The sequence below is a fragment of the Rhizobium rosettiformans W3 genome (assembly GCF_004912135.1).
GTDB lineage: Bacteria > Pseudomonadota > Alphaproteobacteria > Rhizobiales > Rhizobiaceae > Allorhizobium > Allorhizobium rosettiformans.
Window position 1 is genome coordinate 21,601 of record NZ_STGU01000013.1, and the last position, 18,175, is coordinate 39,775.

Annotated in this window: 14 protein-coding genes; 6 read left to right on the plus strand and 8 right to left on the minus strand. The window is 61.3% G+C overall.

Annotated elements, in window-relative coordinates; all coding sequences use genetic code 11:
- Nucleotides 1–3 precede the first annotated feature (3 nt).
- From FAA86_RS19420 to FAA86_RS19455, 8 genes are all read right to left on the minus strand, one after another.
- On the minus strand, nucleotides 4–1,179 hold the full coding sequence (locus FAA86_RS19420) for an acetate/propionate family kinase (protein ID WP_136542752.1): 1,176 nt from the start codon (nucleotides 1,177–1,179) through the stop codon (nucleotides 4–6).
- Nucleotides 1,176–2,591: a bifunctional enoyl-CoA hydratase/phosphate acetyltransferase gene (locus FAA86_RS19425; RefSeq protein WP_136542753.1), complete on the minus strand. Its 1,416-nt coding sequence runs from the start codon at nucleotides 2,589–2,591 to the stop codon at nucleotides 1,176–1,178. The genes FAA86_RS19420 and FAA86_RS19425 overlap by 4 nt, the downstream gene beginning before the upstream one ends.
- 7 nt (nucleotides 2,592–2,598) lie before the next feature.
- Nucleotides 2,599–4,380, minus strand: coding sequence for a PHA/PHB synthase family protein (locus tag FAA86_RS19430; RefSeq protein WP_136542755.1), 1,782 nt, complete (start codon nucleotides 4,378–4,380; stop codon nucleotides 2,599–2,601).
- On the minus strand, nucleotides 4,377–5,048 hold the full coding sequence (locus FAA86_RS19435) for a TetR/AcrR family transcriptional regulator (RefSeq protein ID WP_246035130.1): 672 nt from the start codon (nucleotides 5,046–5,048) through the stop codon (nucleotides 4,377–4,379). The genes FAA86_RS19430 and FAA86_RS19435 overlap by 4 nt, the downstream gene beginning before the upstream one ends.
- 145 nt (nucleotides 5,049–5,193) lie before the next feature.
- Nucleotides 5,194–6,216, minus strand: coding sequence for an FUSC family protein (locus tag FAA86_RS19440; protein ID WP_009450497.1), 1,023 nt, complete (start codon nucleotides 6,214–6,216; stop codon nucleotides 5,194–5,196).
- 9 nt (nucleotides 6,217–6,225) lie between these two features.
- Nucleotides 6,226–7,395: an HlyD family secretion protein gene (locus FAA86_RS19445; RefSeq protein ID WP_009450498.1), complete on the minus strand. Its 1,170-nt coding sequence runs from the start codon at nucleotides 7,393–7,395 to the stop codon at nucleotides 6,226–6,228.
- A gap of 37 nt (nucleotides 7,396–7,432) precedes the next feature.
- Nucleotides 7,433–8,632 (minus strand): sodium/glutamate symporter, encoded by a 1,200-nt coding sequence (gene gltS, locus FAA86_RS19450; RefSeq protein WP_009450499.1) that lies wholly within the window; start codon nucleotides 8,630–8,632, stop codon nucleotides 7,433–7,435.
- Between the two features lie 474 nt (nucleotides 8,633–9,106).
- Nucleotides 9,107–9,763: a TetR/AcrR family transcriptional regulator gene (locus FAA86_RS19455; protein WP_009450501.1), complete on the minus strand. Its 657-nt coding sequence runs from the start codon at nucleotides 9,761–9,763 to the stop codon at nucleotides 9,107–9,109.
- A 400-nt stretch (nucleotides 9,764–10,163) separates the two neighbouring features.
- Between FAA86_RS19455 and FAA86_RS19460 the strand changes: the two genes are divergently transcribed.
- The 6 genes from FAA86_RS19460 (at nucleotide 10,164) to adhP (ending at nucleotide 18,163) form a co-directional block, all read left to right on the plus strand.
- Nucleotides 10,164–10,556: an HdeD family acid-resistance protein gene (locus tag FAA86_RS19460; RefSeq protein WP_157174143.1), complete on the plus strand. Its 393-nt coding sequence runs from the start codon at nucleotides 10,164–10,166 to the stop codon at nucleotides 10,554–10,556.
- 44 nt (nucleotides 10,557–10,600) lie between these two features.
- Nucleotides 10,601–11,635, plus strand: coding sequence for an Lnb N-terminal periplasmic domain-containing protein (locus tag FAA86_RS19465; protein WP_009450503.1), 1,035 nt, complete (start codon nucleotides 10,601–10,603; stop codon nucleotides 11,633–11,635).
- Between the two features lie 438 nt (nucleotides 11,636–12,073).
- A complete protein-coding gene (locus FAA86_RS19470; RefSeq protein ID WP_009450504.1) occupies nucleotides 12,074–13,141 on the plus strand; it encodes an HlyD family secretion protein in 1,068 nt (355 codons plus the stop codon).
- Nucleotides 13,138–15,921 (plus strand): ribosome-associated ATPase/putative transporter RbbA, encoded by a 2,784-nt coding sequence (gene rbbA / locus FAA86_RS19475; protein WP_136542757.1) that lies wholly within the window; start codon nucleotides 13,138–13,140, stop codon nucleotides 15,919–15,921. Before FAA86_RS19470 ends, rbbA begins: the two co-directional genes overlap by 4 nt.
- A gap of 3 nt (nucleotides 15,922–15,924) precedes the next feature.
- A complete protein-coding gene (locus tag FAA86_RS19480) occupies nucleotides 15,925–17,037 on the plus strand; it encodes an ABC transporter permease (protein WP_136542758.1) in 1,113 nt (370 codons plus the stop codon).
- Nucleotides 17,038–17,122: 85 nt separating this feature from the next.
- On the plus strand, nucleotides 17,123–18,163 hold the full coding sequence (gene adhP, locus FAA86_RS19485) for an alcohol dehydrogenase AdhP (protein WP_040672457.1): 1,041 nt from the start codon (nucleotides 17,123–17,125) through the stop codon (nucleotides 18,161–18,163).
- Nucleotides 18,164–18,175: the final 12 nt, after the last annotated feature.

Sequence of the window (18,175 nt, forward strand, 5' to 3'; positions counted from 1 at the left end):
CGCTCAGCCTCCCGCGATTCTTAGGGCTTCGGTGGCGATCACCTGCTCCTCATCGGTCGGAATCACGAGGACGGTCAGACGGCTGGCAGGACTGCTGATGACCGTCCGGTTGTCGGCGTTTGCTTCAGGGTCAAGGTCGATGCCCAGCCACATCAGCCGCGTGCAGATATCGGCCCTGATTGCCGGCTGGTGCTCGCCGATGCCGGCCGTGAACACCAGCGTGTCGAGACCGCCGAGCGTCGTGCCAAGCCGGGCGATCTCGCCGGCGATCCTGAAGGTGAACAGCTCGATTGCTTCCTTCGCCTGGCCCTCATCGCTTTCCAGGAGCACGCGGCTGTCGGCGCTGATGCCGGACACGCCCAAGAGACCGGAGCGGTGATAAAGGAGATCCTCGATTTCGTCGGGATCGCGACCGGCCTTTAAAAGGTGTATGACCACGCCGGCATCGAGCGCCCCGCAGCGCGTCGCCATCGGCACGCCGTCCAGCGTCGAAAAACCCATACTGGTGTCACGGCTGACGCAGTTGTCCATCGCGCAAAGGCTGGCGCCGGAGCCGAGATGGGCGACGACGACCTTGCCCGAAGCCTGCTCTGGCCAGTTCTTGAGAAGCTGGTCGGCAATCGATCGATAGGAAAGGCCGTGGAAGCCGTAGCGTTTGATGCCCTTTTTGTAGAGCTGCCGCGGCAGGGCGAAGCGGCGTACGGTCTCGTCTTGCGTGCGATGGAATGCCGTGTCGAAGGAGGCGGTCTGTCTGATTTCCGGACGAAGGCGCGTGATCGCCCGGACAAGGCGCAGCGCCTGGGGTTGATGGAGCGGCGCAAGCGTTATCAGCGCTTCCATCTGCGACATCGCCTGATCGTTGATGAGCACCGGTCCGTCAAACAAGTCACCGCCGTGCACAACGCGGTGGCCGATAGCGGCGATGCCGGACAAATCATAGTGCCAGGACAGCCGGTCGAAAGCTTCGCGCAAAACCTCGTCCAGCTCTTCTTCTGCTTCGGCTTCCAGTTCGACATCGAAGCGGTCCGGGCCTTCGGAAAGCTCGAAGCGCAATGGCGCCTTGCGGAAATCGATCATTCCCTTGCCGATGCGTGTGAGCCCCCCGTCTTCAACGGCGAACAGACCTATCTTGACCGTGGACGAGCCGGCATTGAAGGTGACAAGCAATTGCTGGCTCATATCGTGGACCCCGTTCCAGGCACCTGGTTGCGGGCGACGAGCAGCCTTGCGAGCGTTGCCGAGGCGATGCGCGCCGACAGCGGATCGGAGCGGCTGGTCAGCACGATCGGCACGCGCGCGCCGAGCACGATGCCGGCCGCGGTCGCCCCCGCGAAATAGATCAGTTGCTTGGCCAGCATGTTGCCGGCCTCGAGGTCCGGCACGAGCAGGATGTCGGCCTCACCCGCGACCGGGGAGACGATGCCCTTCGTCTTCGCCGCATCCAAGTCGATGGCATTGTCGAAGGCAAGCGGGCCATCCACACGCCCGCCCGTGATCTGACCGCGCGCCGCCATGACCGTCAGCGCGGCCGCATCAAGAGTGGACGGCATCTTCGCGTTGACGGTTTCGACCGCTGCGAGCACCGCCACTCGGGGCTCATCGACGCCGAGAGCGCGAAGAAGGTCGATCGCGTTCTGGCAGATGTCGCGTTTCTGGTCGAGTGTCGGCTGGATGTTGATCGCGGCATCCGTGACGATAAGCGGCTTACCATAGGCCGGGACGTCGAACGCGAAGACATGGCTGATGCGCCGCTCCGTCTTGAGACCGGACCCGGTGGCGAGGACGGCGCCTAGAAGCTCGTCGGTATGGAGGCTGCCCTTGACCAGAACCGATACCGCGCCGCCGACCGCAAGTTCGACAGCGCGCGCGGCTGCGGCATGACTATGGGGAACGTCCTCGATCGCCATGTCGCCGAGATCGATCCCCGCGGCTTCGGCGGCGGCGCGGATCTTCGCTTCCGGCCCGACCAGCAGCGGCTCGAACAGGCCCTTCTGGCGCACCTCGACCGCAGCCTGGATTGCTCCGGCAGAGCATGGGTGAACGATGGCCGCCCGAACCGGGGGGAGGCTGCGGGCTTCCGCGACAAAGCCTTCATAGCGGCTTGCACGTTTCGTATCCGGCAATGAGACGGAGGGCGCGCCCTCGGTCCATTCGATCGACTTGTCGGGCGCGATCACCATGGCCGTGCCGGTCAGGACATATTCGGCTTTTTGATTGGAGCAGATCGTCTCCAGTGCAACCGTGCGATTATCCGGGTATTTCTGCACCACCCGCACGGTTGCCGTGATCGTGTCGCCGTCGACGACCGGCTTCACGAAGCGGAAATCCTGCCCCAGATAGATCGTCCCGGGCCCCGGAAGCCTTGTGCCGATCACGCGCGAGACCAGCGCTCCTGTCCAAAGCCCGTTGGCAACGATATCGTTGAAGAGGGTCGTTGCCTTCGCTGTCGCGCCACCCGGAGCCAGCCTGTTGCCGCCGGCCATCGCCGCCAGCAGATCGATGTCTTTATCACCTGCGACCCGTGTGAGGCTTGCGGTATCGCCGACCTGCAAGTCGGCGAAGGTATGATTTGTCAGCAAGCTGTCGGTCATCACCCTCTCACTTCTGGAATACGTAGGCGCCGGGCGCCTCGGCGATGGCAGGAAAGCCCTTGTCGGCGACGCCGAGTGAAGGCGGGGCAACACGATCCTTGCCTGAGTGCGCGGCAAGCCACGGCAGCCAGGCCTCCCACCAGGAACCGTCCCGGGTCTCAGTCTCTGCTGCCCATTCGTCGGGGCCAAGGCAGATGTCGATTGCCAGCCTGGTCGCGATGCGATAGCGGCGGCCGCGATGGCCTGGCTCGCTGACGATGCCTGCGTTGTGCCCGCCGCTGGTCAGAACGAAGGTAACATCGGTATCGGCTAGCTGGTGGATCTTGTAGACCGATCTCCATGGTGCGACATGATCGCGTTCCGTTCCCACGACGAACATCGGCACACGGATGTTCTGCAGCGCCGCCGGGCGGCCATCGACCATGAAGCGGCCGGCTGCAAGCTCGTTGTCGAGGTAGAGGCGTTGAAGATATTCGGCATGCATCCGGTAGGGCATGCGCGTGGAGTCGGCATTCCACGCCATAAGGTCGTTCATCGGTGTGCGTTCGCCCATGAGATAGTCGTGGACCAGTCGCGACCAGACGAGGTCGTTGCTCTTCAGGATCTGAAAGGCCCCCGCCATCTGGTCAGCCGACAGATATCCGCGATCCCACATCATGCTTTCGAGGAAATGCATCTGGCTCGGGTCGATGAAGAGCGCCAGTTCGCCGGGTTCGGAAAAATCCGTCTGGGCCGCGAAAAGGGTGAGCGTGGCCAGCCTGTCGTCGCCGGCGCGCGCCATCGCAGCCGCCGCGATCGCGAGAAGCGTGCCACCCAGGCAATAGCCCGTCGCGTGGATCTTGCTGTCGGGAACGATCGCCGCGATCGCATCGAGCGCGGCCATGATGCCCATTCGGCGATAATCGTCCAGCGTGAGATCGCGATCCTCTGCCCCAGGGTTTCGCCAGGAAACGGCAAAGACCGTGTGTCCCTGCCCGACCAGATAGCGTACCAGGGAGTTCTCCGGAGAGAGGTCGAGGATGTAGTATTTCATGATCCAGGCAGGCACGATCAGCACCGGCTCCGCCATAACGGTGTCGGTTGTGGGACTGTACTGGATCAGTTCGATCAGATGGTTTCGGAAGATGACCTTTCCGGGAGTGACCGCGACATCCCGCCCCGGTACGAACCCTTCCGTGCCCGCGGGCGGGCGACCGCCCGCAAGCCTGTTGATATCTTCGAACCAGTTCTGAAACCCCGCGAGGAAGTTTGCCCCACCAGTGGCGATGGTTTTGTTGATCACCTCGGGATTGGTGAACGGATTGTTGGATGGCGAGAACATGTCGAGCACTTGCCGCGCGGCGAAGGAGACCACGTCCTCGTGGTGAGGAGCGACGCCTGGCACCTCCCGTGTCGCATTGTGCCACCACTGCTGGGCGAGCAGGAACGCCTGAGCATAGGCCGCATAGGGGAGTTCCTTCCACGCCTCCCCGGTGAAGCGGTAGTCGCCCGGCAAGGGCTCGATGCAGCATGGAGTGTCGTCATCGAGACTGGCGGCGCAGAGATAACCCGACAGCCGGGCGCTTTTCCGCACGGCCTTGTCGGTAAGTTCCAGACGCTTTCCAGGCGCCGAGGCCAGATGGATCGACCAGTCGAACAAGGCCAGCGCCAGTGCCGCCGGAGAAAGCCCGCCAGTCATCCGCGCGCTCAGCGCCTCGCGCATCCGATCGATTGCGCGGTAGGTTTCCGTGTCGAAAGTGTCGTGGCGGGCCTCCGCCGCCTTGATGTCTCGCCGGCTCAAATCATTCATTGCGGCTCCCGACTGATCGGCACGGCGGTCGTCATGGTTTGACATCCCTTGTCTTCGTTCATGATGAACTCGACGACCTGGGAGACCAGAGCCATCAGTTCACGATCATTTCCACCACTCTGCAGCGCTGGCGTACCGATGACGTCACGAAGGATGCTGACGCCGGCCAGGAACGCGGCGACCATGGAGGCGCGCTGTTCGGACACAACCGGACATTTGGAAGCCATTGGCTTGACGAGCCCCTCGTCAATGAGTTCGCGAAAAACACGCGAAGCCTCGGGACTGGAAAAAGATCTAGCGAGGACGTCAAAAGATCGGATCTCGTTGGCGCCCTTCTCGGCTAGAACCTCTTTTGCCAACGTTACGTGTAACTCACTCGCCTCGCCGACCAGCCAGACCTCGGGACGAACGATTGCCTTGACAGCCTCCCGGAACAGCTTCTCCTTCGATCCGAAGGAACGATGAACATAGGCCATGTCGACGCCGACATCGGATGCAATGTCTCGCAACCCGGTTTCCTCATAGGAGTGGCTGGAGAAGCGAAGTATCGCGGCTTTCAGGATGCGATCACGGGTGGCGTCTTCCGGGGCGGGAAAGATCAGTCGATTAGGCATAATTTCTCCAAATAAACGGCTGTCCAGTCTATCGGCGCAACGAAAGGCAGTCAACAGCCGATGACCGACTTTCGCCCGACGCTGTGATGTGCTCTTCGTTTCGCGTTTTTTCACAAACTCGGAGTAATCGCGCCAAATTACCTTGAGAGAGGAGCGCTTGATCGCGAGTCATTTAAAATGTTCAAACCCTTGCTTTCGTTCAGCGCCGCAGGGTTGGTCGTTCCCACGCATTGGCCATGCTTTCGAGCGTCGCCGTCATCAGCGCTGCGACTGCGGTTCCGACGAAGGTCAGTGCCAGGCGGGTTAACGCTGCATAGGAAGGTTCCTGCGTGGTAAGGGCACCAACGATCAGTGACAGAGCGGCCGATGCGCTGAACTGGTAGACCATCGGAGGATGGCGGCCGATCATCATCATGGTGGCGAAATATAGCACGGTGAGAAAGACCAGACCGACCAGCATGAAGAAATGGGCGTTCAGGGTCATCAGGAACAGGGCGACACCCGCTGCGGATGCACCTAGAACCGTCGCAAAGATCCGTTCCCGGGCCTCTGCAAACAACTGCTCGCGTGTCGGGAAACACAGCACGAATATCGCGGCGATCGCCATCATCATGTTGGACATATCGATGAAGCTGTAGAGCCAGAAGCTGAGCCCGAGCAGGACGACCGCCCGGATGAGCGCCGATCGCACGTGATTGCCCGGTGCGGGCGTATATTCGTCGATCATTTTCTCCTGGGTAGCCGGCGGAATGAGGAGGTAAAGGACCGGAATCGCGATCAATGCGAGGATGCCCGCCTCGACCACCGAATCACTTAGGGCGTCGAGCGCAGTGATGGAGTTCATACCCAGGATAGAGGCGAGGCCAACGGACACCAGTATCAGCATCCCCATCGGGTTGCCGGTGCTCTGGATGAGATAGAACGCGACGAAATAGAGGCTGCCGACCGCGATCAGGAACGCCACCGGCCAAGACATGAGAAGGGTGAGCACGCCGCTTGCCAACCAAATCATCATGATGAGCGCCAGAGGACCTCCTATGGCTTTCTTCGGATCGAAGGCCTTGCGCATGCCGGCCATCAGGCCAAACGGCAGGGCCGCCATCAGCGCCGGCATAGAGGGCATGACAAAGGGTATCGCGCCCACCGAGATCACCGCAAGCAGCGCCATGCGCAAAGGAAAATTTGGGTCGTCGCGAAAGCTCGGCCGGGGCGAAACATACATGGCCCCACCTCAATACAGATAGGACAGAAGCGACTGGGCGCGGTGCAGGGCCATTGCGATCCACGCTGACGGATTGCTTTCGCCTGCGGCGTAGACCACGACGGTGGCCTTCGCGCCCACCCTGACGGTGCGAGGCCATTCCGAAAGCGCTCGATCGAGTTCAATGCGCACGGGAAACCGGCGGGCCGGCTCGAACCAGCGCGTTTCCGGCTCGTTCTGCACCAGACCGCTGGATGCGGTCCGTCCGGTATCGATGCCCCAGCCGACGCTGTGTACGGTCCCGGTAAAAATCTGCCCCGGCAAGGCATCGAAAAGCAGGCCCACCTTGTTGCCCGGCTCGATATTGGCGAGCTGGTTCTCGCGCATATCGGCCGTGATCCAGGCTCCCCTTCCGTCGATGAAGGTGAGAGCGGCCGAACCCGCGCTCACGTACTGGCCGACTGCTAGATCGAGATTCGTGACCACGCCGAGCGTCGGTGCCACGACCCGTGTGTAGATCAGGTCGAGCTGCGCCCTTTCCAGCTTGAGTCGAGCGGCCTTGATGCGCGGATTGCTGGCGCCCGCCGCCCCCAACTCGGCTTCCGCGCTAGACAGATCAGCCTCCGCCGCATCGACCTCCGCCTGCGCGACCTCGAGTTCCGCGCGAGATGCTTCCTCCTGCTTCCGCGCGGCAACACCACGCTGTACAAGGCTTTGCGTCCTGGCGTTCGAGGTCTTGGCGTTTTCGAATTTGGCCCTGGCCTGCGACACCTTGGCCTGTGCAGCGATCAGCGCCGCCGACGAGGCGTTGATTGACTGGGTCGCCTGTTCGAGTTCGACTTCCGCCTGCTGGACCGCGATCTCGAACGGGCGCGGGTCGACCACGTAAAGAAGATCGCCCTCCTGGACAATCGTATTGTCCTCAACGTGGACGCTGATTACCGGGCCTGAAACACGGGGCGCTAGTCGGGCAATGTAGCCGCTGACCGTGCCGCGGTCGGTATAGGGGGCGAGCTTGTCGGAAACGGCGTACCAGGCTACGAAGGCGACCATGAGCCCGATAACGAGCACGCCGACCCGGACTCCCGTCCTGGTCGGCCCCGCCTCGACCGGAGCGTCAGCCAACGCTTCGGGGGCACGGTCGGCGGGCCTGTCCTCAGAAGAGCCTGTCGGCAGGTCATGTTGGTTCTTATCATCCATTTTTTTCTCTTGGGGTTCGGACGAAACGTAGCCGGCGCTATCCTGCGAATATGGCGATCACGACCGCATTGACGAGGTCGATGAAGAAGCCGCAGACGAGCGGCACGACGATGAAGGCCCTGTGCGCCGCGCCATATTGCTGGGTGACGGCCGTCATGTTGGCGATGGCAGTGGCAGTGGATCCGAGCGTGATGCCTCCGAAGCTGGCAGATATCACGGCCGCTTCGTAGTCACGCCCCATGGCGGGAAAGACGATGAAAACCGTGTAGACGATCGTGAGCGCGATCTGCACCGCGAGCGCGGCGACGACAAAGGTGAAGACGCCGCTCAACTGCCACAGTTGCAGGCCCATCAGCGCCATCGTCAGGAACAGGCCGAGAGAGAGGTCGGACAGAAGCGACAATCCTTGTCGCACGCCGGGCCAGATGCGGGTGATGGCCGCCCCGGCTGCCAGCGGCATCAGATTGCGGATTGCAATGCCGGCCAGCAGGCAACTGACGAAGGTCGGGAGTCTGAAGCCCGTCAGCGCGATCAGGGAGTCGAGCGCCATGCCGAGCATGACCGCGACATTGAGCGCCAGGATCGCCCAGAGCAGGCAGAAATAGTCCATCTTCGGCTCCGGCTCCTCATGGGCGGCGCCGACGTCGATATCTGCGTCGCCCGAGGTGACGATTCCATTGCGGCGGATCAGCAGGGCGGCCATGGGGCCGCCGATCACACATGCCGCGATCAGCCCGACCGTGTTGCTGGCGATGCCGAGCTCCATCGCGTTGGCGATCCCGAGGTCCCCGACGAAGATCGGCGCCCAGGCGACCGTGGTGCCGACCCCGCCCGTCAGCGAGACGGACCCGACCATCAGGCCGGCCTTCGGATCGAGCCCGAACAATGCGGCGATCCCCATCCCCGTGACGTTCTGGATGAGCATGAACGCGGTTGCGAGCGCGAGCAGCACGATGAGCGGCCTGCCGCCCTGCAAAAGGGTGGCCGTATCCGACTTCAGACCGATGCTGGCGAAGAACAGCAGCAGCAGGTGGTCACGCACGCCGAGTTCGAACTGGATTCTCCAGCCCGCAATCCAGTAGGCCAAAGCCACTAGCAAGGCGCACAAAATGCCGCCGACAACAGGCTCCGGTATCGAGTACTTTCGCAGCACCGCGATGTTCATCGTCAAGATCTTGCCCACGATGAGGAGCAGGACCGCAATCGTGAAAGATAGAAAGGGGCTAACTTGAATCATCTTTTTCGGCGGACTTCCATTGATTGATTTCTGGCGGGACCATCCCTAAGCGTGCGCAGACAACCCATTCCAGTGGTGGCCTTTCGATTCCATGCGTTTGCAGAAGAGGCTCGGGTCATCGGCTTACTGCCGATCCGAGCGCGTTACCTGCCGCGCGGCCAAGTCTTTCGACCTGCTCGCCGATGCTGCGCCGCATAGTCGATTCGAAAACAGTGATCGGCGCACTGACGGCCACGCTCGCCGCTACGCCGACGGTCTGCGCTGCTTGCATCGCCCCCGCCCCGAGGTGGTCCCCCAGACCAACGTCGGCATCGATGCTCGCGTGTCTCGTCGCCGCCCCCAGCGCACCCACCTGCGTGACGCCTTCAACCGTGGCTCTGCTCGGAACCATTGTGTCCTGAGATCGGGAAGCACAGTCCGAAACAGGCAGCCAGCGTGTTATTGCGCGGCGTTTTCCGATCGTGTGGATGCCACTCATAGTTCCATCTCAATTCCTCGGACGAAGATATCGATGGTGCGTTCAAGGGCGGCCCGGTCTATCCCCGCGATCCCCGGCGGCGTCCGCTGAAGAACGGCCTGCCGCAGTTGCGGTATCATCGTGATGGACAGGAATATCTCCGCATCACGGGCCAGACCGGGTTCACTTGCACCGTGGTCGCGCAGCACGGCCATTACCTCCTCGCGGATCGGCGGCATTCCATACTGGCCGACGAGACTCGCCAACTTCGGAAACTGCCACGACTCGCCAACAACAACTCTTTCCAGGGAAATGATGAGCGGATCAGTCGCTACTTCTAGAATGCGCAACGACAAAGCCAGCAGCTTGTCCCGCGGAGTCTTGCCCGACAACTGCTCCGTGACGATATTCGATAGGCCCGTGTTTACAACATCGAGGACAATCGCTTCGAAAAGTGCGGCCTTGCCTGGATGGCGCGAATAAAGAGTCCGCTTGGAAATTCCAATTTCCGCGGCGATCGCGTCCATGCTCGTCTGCGCAAACCCGTCTCGCAGGAACAGCTTGCGCGCAGCCGCCATGATCCGGGCCGATATGCGTTCAGACTCCGCCGGTGTCGGCCGTCCGCCGTGGTGGCTCGCCACACGCGCATGATTGATCTTGTCGGTCGGCGTCATTGAAGCGCTTTTTGCTACGTTGCCTTATGAACAGGGATTGGCAGGGAATGCCTCCGGAGACGGAACATTCCTCCAGATGCCGCTCCTTGACGAGCTGGCTAGTTAAACGATACGGTTTCGTTTACTTTGTTTATATAGAATTTCAACCGTTTTGCATCCGGGGTTTACGGCTTGGGTGCGGCGATCGCGAATCGCTCTGCGCCGCACAGACATAAGGAGAGCTGCATGGCAGCATTGAACTCATTGAAGCTCACTCGGGACGATCTCGAACGTCTGCGATCGAGATGGGAGGTGCTGAGCGGCGCAGGCATCGCCCTTGCGGCAGTTGGAGTACTGGCGCTCGCCAATGTCCTCACGGCCAGTTTTCTTCGTCGGTGCGATGATGCTCGTCGGAGGCTCCGTGCAGGTCATCTGCGCCTTCAACGTCAAAGGTTGGAGACAGTTCGCCGGCTGGCTGCTGATCGGTGCCTTTTACATCGTCGCCGGTCTGTTCGCATTTGCCAACCCGCTTCTCGCCTCGACGATCCTGACGCTGCTTTTTTCTCTGAGCATCATCACGGCGGGCGCTATGCGTATCGTTACCGGCTTTGCGTTGCGACCCGCGCAAGGATGGGGCTGGCTAGTGCCGGCGGGTATTATTGCATTCGTCGCCGGGGCGATCGTGATTGCCGGATGGCCTGTCAATAGCCTGTGGCTGATCGGGGCGCTGCTGGGGTTCGATCTCCTTTTCAACGGCTTGGCCATGATCATTTTTGCCTTTGCGCTGAGGCGGCGACCACAGTCACCCGCTTGAGTTTCTTTCGCCACCTTTGGGAGGGCGCGTGCCATGGAGAGACAATGAGCGACCGCGTCAGGCCAGACCTCGCCCTCACGACCGAAAGCCGCTCACGCTCGCGTGTCGGCCGTGCCTTGCTGGCCCTCGCCGTCATGTCGGTATCGATCTGGACGATGCTGGCGATCTGGCATCAGGTTGAGCCACCATTCACCTGGCCCTCCCTAGCAGCCGCTGCGGCGGCAGCGCTCGCCATCCTTGTCGTTGGAAGGCGCCGGCGGCTGTCGCCCTGGCTCCTGCTCGTCCTCGAAGTCTTCATCATCGCGGTCTGGTGGAGTTCGATCACGCCATCGAATGATCGCAACTGGGCGGCCGATGTGGCTCATGGCGTGACCGGCGAAATCAGCGGATCGCAGGTGACGCTCCGCAACGTCCGGAACTTCGAATGGCGTAGCGCCGAGGACTTCATGCCGCGCTGGGAGACGCGCCGCTACGACCTTAACGAAATCGGCCAAGTTGATCTGATCAGCTCCGTATGGGCGAACCCCGCCATCGCGCACACCCTGATCAGCTTCGGCTTTTCCGACGGCCGGCATCTGGTGTTCTCTGCCGAGATCCGGCGGGAAGAGCATGAGTCGTTTTCCGAAATCGGCGGATTTTTCCGCGAGTTCGAACTGGTCATGATCGCGGCAGAGGAGAACGACATCGTCCGCTTGCGCACCAATATCCGCAAGGACGAGGTTTCCCTTTTCCCTCTCGAGGTGACACCCGAGCAGGCCAGGGCGCTGTTCCTGTCCTATCTCGGAAAGGCGAATGAACTGGCCGCCGAACCACGATTCTACCACACGATCACGACCAACTGCACGACGGTGATCTTCCAGCTGGCACAGCTTCTGGAGCCGCGCATTCCCACGGACTGGCGCATCCTTTTCTCGGGCTATCTTCCCGACTATCTCCATGATCTCGGGGTCATCCGGACAGATCGTCCGCTACAGGAACTGAAACGGGAGGCCGTGATCAGCGACATCGCCCGGCAGACCTCTTCCTTGGCCGACTACTCCCAAACCATCCGCTCACGACAAATCGGCGTCCACCGTTGACATTCGAGTTATCGAGTGATGATATGCTCGCGATTTCAAGACAAGCGTTGATGAGGCTGGGGCGAGTAGCAGTTCTTCACGCAAACACTCTGGTGCCATGAAGAACGTGCAAAAAAACCCGTCTACGACGAGCTTTCTATTAGGTTTGAATCTCGAGACCACAAGGCAGATTAGTTGCAGGCCGTGCGAAGGCAGCAGAGCGCCGCGACGGCTCATTCTCACCCGACTTCCACGCTCTCTCGATTATCGCGCGCAATCAATCGCTCGTTCGCACCCGGGAAAGGAAGCGGGACCGTCTCGTGTTTGCCCGAGCGCCGCTTTCCATGACCAACACAGGGTCTTTTCCATGACAATGAAATTTCGCATGATGACCTCAGATAGTCTCCATAGCCATCCGCGGTACGCTCGTGCGGCCGCTCCGCAAGGGGAGGTCCGCGCGTGAAATCGCTCAAGAACTGGATAGTCGCGATCGTCGTCATTGCCGTGGTCGCCGGAGCCTATTACGGCTTGCGCATTTATGATGCATCGGGGCTGCCGGCCGGGATCGCCGGCGGAAACGGTCGGATCGAGGCCACGGAAATCGATATCTCCACGAAGACCGCGGGCCGGATCAAGGAGATCCTGGTTGAGGAAGGCTCATTCGTAACAGCCGGCCAGGTGCTCGCTACCATGGACACACAGCAGCTGGAGGCGCAGAAAAAACAGGCAGAAGCCTCGCTGCAGCGCGCCGTCATCAGCGTCGATACGGCAAGAAGCCTTCTGTCGCAGCGCGAGGCGGAGCGTGAAGCTGCCGCTGCGGTGATCGGCCAACACGAAGCCGAGCAGGATGCTGCCGAGCGGAAACTCGCACGCACCGAGCAACTGATCAGAACCAATACGACATCGCTGCAAACACTTGATGACGACAGGGCATCGGCACAGAGAGCACGGGCAGCCGTCGCGGCTGCGAAGGCTTCACTTTCCGCCTCCGATGCTGCCATCGGTGCCGCCAAGGCCCAGATCACTGATGCAGAAGCTTCTGTCGTGGCCGCCCAGGCGGCCATCGAAAGCATCGTTGCGGATATCAATGACAGCACGCTGAGATCACCCCGCGAAGGGCGCGTACAGTACCGCGTAGCCCAGCCGGGCGAAGTGCTGTCGTCGGGAGGCCGCGTCCTCAACATTGTCGACCTGAGCGACGTTTACATGACTTTCTTCCTGCCAACCGAGCAAGCGGGCCGCATTCAGATGGGATCTGAGGTTCGTCTGGTTCTCGACGCCGCTCCTCAATACGTCATACCCGCCACCGCAAGCTTTGTGGCGGACGTCGCGCAATTCACCCCCAAGACCGTCGAGACCGAGGAGGAACGCCAGAAGCTGATGTTCCGCATCAGGGCGAAAATATCGCCGGAACTGCTGCGCGAGCACATTCAGTACGTCAAGACGGGGCTCCCCGGGATGGCCTATGTCCGCATTGCGCAGGATGCCGAATGGCCTGCACATCTCACCGAGGCCCTGGTGAAATGAGCAGCCTGTCGTCGGGAGTGCACGACGCGCAGGAGCCCTCTGCCGCAGTGGTAAGAATTAAGGACGTCAGCCTGTCTTACGGCAAGACGCGCGCCCTTGATGCTGTCAGCCTAGACATTCCCGCCGGCATCATGGTCGGGCTGATAGGCCCGGACGGCGTCGGAAAATCCAGTCTGCTCAGCCTGATTGCGGGCGCCCACAAGATCCAGGACGGCCATATTGATGTGCTAGGCGGCGACATCGCCGACAAGAAGCACCGCGACCGGACCTGCCCGCAGATCGCTTACATGCCCCAGGGTCTCGGAAAGAACCTCTACCCGACACTGTCGGTGTTCGAGAACATCGAGTTTTTCGCGCGCCTGTTCGGCCAGGACAAGCGCGAGCGTGAACTCCGCATCGACGACCTGCTCCGGCGTACCGGGTTGGCCCCCTTCCCCGACCGCCCGGCCGGCAAACTGTCGGGCGGTATGAAGCAGAAGGTCGGACTTTGCTGCGCCCTGATCCACGACCCGGATCTGCTGATCCTCGACGAACCGACGACAGGCGTGGATCCCCTGTCACGCAGGCAATTCTGGGAGCTGATCGACGATATCCGCCGCGACCGCCCGTCGATGAGCGTCGTCGTCGCGACCGCCTATATGGAAGAGGCGCAGCGCTTCGATTGGCTGGTTGCCATGGATGACGGCAAGATCCTTGCCACGGGTACGCCGCAGGAGTTGCTCGCCCGCACCGGAGCGGCCAATCTCGATGCCGCCTTCGTCGCCCTTCTTCCTGAAGAAAGGCGTTCCGGTCACCACGAGGTGGTCATACCGCCCCGATCCGATGAGGGAGGGTCGGACTTCGCCATCGAAGCCGAACACCTGACCATGCGTTTCGGCGACTTCACCGCCGTCGACAATGTCAGCTTCCAGATTCCGCGCGGCGAAATCTTCGGGTTCCTCGGCTCGAACGGCTGCGGCAAGACCACGACCATGAAGATGCTCACCGGCCTCCTGCCGGCGAGCGAGGGAACCGCAAAGCTGTTCGGCCACGAGGTCGATCCGAAAGATATCGAGGTCAGGCGGAAGGTCGGCTATATGAGCCAGGCCTTCTCGCTCTACACCGAGCTTACGGTTCGCCAGAACCTCGACTTGCACGCCAGGCTCTTCAACCTGCCGCCCGATAAAATCCCGGCGCGCATTGCAGACATGGCCGAACGTTTCGACCTCGATGAAATCATGGATACGTTGCCGGATGCGTTGCCGCTCGGCATCCGGCAGAGATTGTCGCTCGCCGTAGCGATGATCCACGCGCCCGACATTCTGATCCTCGACGAACCGACATCGGGGGTCGATCCGGTGGCGCGGGACGGGTTCTGGCAGATCCTCTCCGACCTGTCGCGCAAGGACGGCGTCACCATCTTCGTTTCGACCCATTTCATGAACGAAGCCGAGCTTTGCGACCGTATCTCGCTCATGCATGCCGGCAAGGTTCTCGTCAGCGATACGCCGCGCGCCATTGTCGAAAAGCGGTCCGCCGGGACATTGGAAGAGGCCTTCATTTCCTACCTGGAAGAGGCCATCGGTGAGGCTTCAGCTGCGCCCGCCCCAATCGCGCAGCGTGAAGAGGCGGATGAAGCCGCCGCGCCCCCGCCGGCTTCATCCGCCAGCTCGACTTTCAACCTACGCCGTATGCTCGCCTATACGCGGCGGGAATCGCTCGAATTGCGCCGGGATCCGATCCGCGCGACGCTCGCCATTCTCGGCAGCGTCATTTTGATGTTCGTCGTGGGCTTCGGCATCAACATGGATATCGAGAACCTGTCCTTTGCCGTGCTCGACCGGGACGACACCACGATCAGCCGCGACTACACACTCCAGATCGCCGGATCCCGCTATTTCACGGAGAAGGCGCCGATCGTCGATTACAACGACCTCGACCGGCGCATGCGCAACGGCGAACTCAGCCTCGCCTTGGAGATACCGCCAGGCTTCGGGCGCGATGTCGCGCGCGGCAGCAAGGTCGAGATCGGCGCCTGGATCGACGGCGCGATGCCTTCACGAGCCGAAACGGTGCGGGGTTATGTGCAAGGCATGCATCAGACATGGCTGACCCAGAAGGCGCGTGAACTCTACGGAGACGCGGCAACGACCGGCAACTTCCAGATCGCCCTTCGCTACCGCTACAATCCGAGTGTCGAGAGCCTCAAAGCCATGGTGCCGGCCGTCATTCCGCTGCTTTTGATGATGATCCCGGCCATGCTCGCGGTTTTGAGCGTGGTGCGCGAAAAGGAACTGGGGTCGATCATCAACTTCTACGTGACGCCCGTCACCCGCATCGAGTTCCTGCTCGGCAAGCAGTTGCCTTATATCGCGCTCGCCATGCTCAACTTCTTCATGTTGACGGCATTCGCAGTCTTCATCTTCGATGTACCGCTGACCGGCAGCTTCCTGACGCTGACGGGTGCGGCTCTTCTGTACGTCACGGCGGCGACCGGGCTCGGACTGCTGATCTCCACCTTCATGAGCAGCCAGATCGCCGCGATTTTCGCAACCGCGCTGATCACGCTCATTCCGGCCGTCCAATATTCCGGCATGATCGATCCGGTGTCGTCCCTTCAGGGAGCAGGCGCCTATATCGGCCAGATCTATCCGGCGACCTACTTCGTCACAATCGCCCGCGGTACGTTCTCCAAAGCGCTGGAGTTCCGCGATCTCGCAGCGTCCTTCATCCCGCTCCTGATCGCTGTCCCGGTTCTTCTCGCCAGCAGCGCGGCGCTCCTCAAGAAACAGGCGGGGTGATCCATGCGCTTGGCCAATATCCTTCAACTCGGCGTCAAGGAGCTACGCGGTCTCGCCCGGGACCCTATGCTTGTCGTCCTTATCCTCTATGCCTTCACCCTGTCGATCTACACGGCCTCGACCTCGATGCCCGAGACGCTCAACAAGGCAGCCATCGCCGTCGTCGACGAGGACCAGTCGCCTGTCTCCTCCCGGATCCTGACCGCGTTCTATCCGCCTTATTTTTCCATTCCCAAGATCATATCGCAGCATGAGATGGACAGTCGCATGGATGCGGGGCTCGACACCTTCGCCCTCGACATTCCCCCGAATTTCCAGCGTGATCTGCTTGCCGGTCGAACGCCGACGATCCAGCTCAATGTCGACGCCACCCGCATGTCGCAGGCCTTCAGCGGCGGCGGCTATATCCAGTCCATCGTTTCCAGCGAAGTCAACGAGTATCTCGACCGCTACCGTGGAACCACCGAGGTTCCTGTGGATCTCGCTCTGCGTTCTCGCTTCAACCAGGAGCTCAACAAGGGTTGGTTCGGCGCCATTTCCAAAGTGATCTCATCGATCACGATGCTTTCGATCGTGCTCACGGGCGCGGCGCTCATACGTGAACGCGAGCATGGCACCATCGAGCATCTTCTCGTGATGCCGGTGACGCCGACAGAGATCATGCTGAGCAAAATATGGTCGATGGGGCTGGTCGTGCTTGTTGCCTGCGCCGTGTCGATCGTGTTCGTCGTGCAGGGGGTTCTTCAGGTGCCGATCCAGGGTTCCGTCGGCCTTTTTCTGGCGGGTGCAGCGTTGCAGCTCATCGCCACCACATGCATGGGAATTTTCCTTGCCACCATCGCCGGCTCGATGCCGCAGTTCGGCCTGCTGCTGATGCTGGTCCTGCTTCCTCTTCAGGTCCTTTCGGGCAGCCTCACACCGCGCGAAAGCATGCCGCAGATCATTCAGGACATCATGCTCGCGGCGCCAAACACCCACTTCGTGATCCTTGCACAATCGATCCTGTTTCGCGGCGCGGGCCTCGATGTGGTCTGGCCACAGCTGCTGGCTCTCGTGCTGATCGGCGCGGCGCTCTTTGTGTTTGCGCTCCGCCGCTTCCGAACCTTCTTGCAATAAGTGAGGCCGCGGTGATCCGCGCAGCCTTATCCAGGTAATCGATCGAAATACAGCAGCGATTTATTCGAACGGGAGGTTTGTCGTCATGCAAGGACTTATGAAAGCTGCAATTGTTCATGAATTCGGAAAGCCACTGTTGATCGAAAACGTTCCGATACCCGTACCCGGCCCGGGCGAACTGCTGGTGAAAGTGGCCGCCTGTGGCGTGTGCCACACCGATCTGCATGCCGCCTCCGGCGACTGGCCGGTCAAGCCATCCCTGCCCTTCATTCCCGGCCATGAGGTAGCAGGCACCGTCGCGGCACTCGGTCCAGGTGTCACGGACTTTGTAATCGGCGATGCCGTCGGCATCGCATGGCTCCATGACGCCTGCATGCGGTGCGAACATTGCGAAACCGGCTGGGAGACGCTTTGCAAGCATCAACACAATACGGGCTACAGCTGCGATGGAGGCTTCGCGGAATACGCGATTGCCAATGCTGCATTCGCCGCAAGACTGCCTGACGACGTTGATTTCGCGGCGGTCGCGCCTATTCTCTGCGCCGGGGTCACGACTTACAAAGGGCTCAAGGAAACCGAAGCGCGACCCGGGCAATGGGTCGCAATCTCCGGCATCGGCGGCCTGGGCCAGGTAGCCATCCAATACGCCAAAGCAATGGGACTGAAGGTCGTTGCACTGGATTTGGCGTCTGAGAAGCTCACATTGGCCAGAAGAACCGGAGCCGATCTGGCGCTTGACGCGCGGTCCCCGGACGCCATCGCCGAGGCCCTCGAAGCAACAGGCGGCGGAGCACACGGAGTGCTCGTCACCGCGGTATCGCCTCCGGCGTTCTCGCAGGCGCTCCAGCTCGTTCGACGAAAAGGCACCGTTGCTTTGGTCGGATTGCCGCCAGGCGAATTCGCGACCCCTATTTTCGATGTCGTCCTGAAGCGCATAACCGTGCGGGGCTCAATCGTCGGCACGCGCCGGGATCTTGACGAGGCCATCGCCTTTTTTGCCGAAGGCAAAATCAAGGCTCAGGTCACGCCGGCGCCGCTTGAGGACATCAACCGGATATTTCAGGAGCTGAAAGCCGGCCGCGTCGACGGCCGTGTGGTTCTCGACATGACAGGCAAGGCAGCCTGATCAGTTTGGCGC

What these genes read in the sequence shown, in the direction of transcription:
- FAA86_RS19425 (WP_136542753.1), bottom strand. Translation starts at nt 2,591, where the DNA reads ATGACCGACAGCTTGCTGACAAATCATACCTTCGCCGACTTGCAGGTC.
- FAA86_RS19455 (WP_009450501.1), bottom strand. Translation starts at nt 9,763, where the DNA reads ATGACGCCGACCGACAAGATCAATCATGCGCGTGTGGCGAGCCACCAC.
- FAA86_RS19420 (WP_136542752.1), bottom strand. Translation starts at nt 1,179, where the DNA reads ATGAGCCAGCAATTGCTTGTCACCTTCAATGCCGGCTCGTCCACGGTC.
- FAA86_RS19430 (WP_136542755.1), bottom strand. Translation starts at nt 4,380, where the DNA reads ATGAATGATTTGAGCCGGCGAGACATCAAGGCGGCGGAGGCCCGCCAC.
- gltS (WP_009450499.1), bottom strand. Translation starts at nt 8,632, where the DNA reads ATGATTCAAGTTAGCCCCTTTCTATCTTTCACGATTGCGGTCCTGCTC.
- FAA86_RS19480 (WP_136542758.1), top strand. Translation starts at nt 15,925, where the DNA reads ATGCGCTTGGCCAATATCCTTCAACTCGGCGTCAAGGAGCTACGCGGT.
- rbbA (WP_136542757.1), top strand. Translation starts at nt 13,138, where the DNA reads ATGAGCAGCCTGTCGTCGGGAGTGCACGACGCGCAGGAGCCCTCTGCC.
- FAA86_RS19445 (WP_009450498.1), bottom strand. Translation starts at nt 7,395, where the DNA reads ATGGATGATAAGAACCAACATGACCTGCCGACAGGCTCTTCTGAGGAC.
- FAA86_RS19465 (WP_009450503.1), top strand. Translation starts at nt 10,601, where the DNA reads ATGAGCGACCGCGTCAGGCCAGACCTCGCCCTCACGACCGAAAGCCGC.
- adhP (WP_040672457.1), top strand. Translation starts at nt 17,123, where the DNA reads ATGCAAGGACTTATGAAAGCTGCAATTGTTCATGAATTCGGAAAGCCA.
- FAA86_RS19440 (WP_009450497.1), bottom strand. Translation starts at nt 6,216, where the DNA reads ATGTATGTTTCGCCCCGGCCGAGCTTTCGCGACGACCCAAATTTTCCT.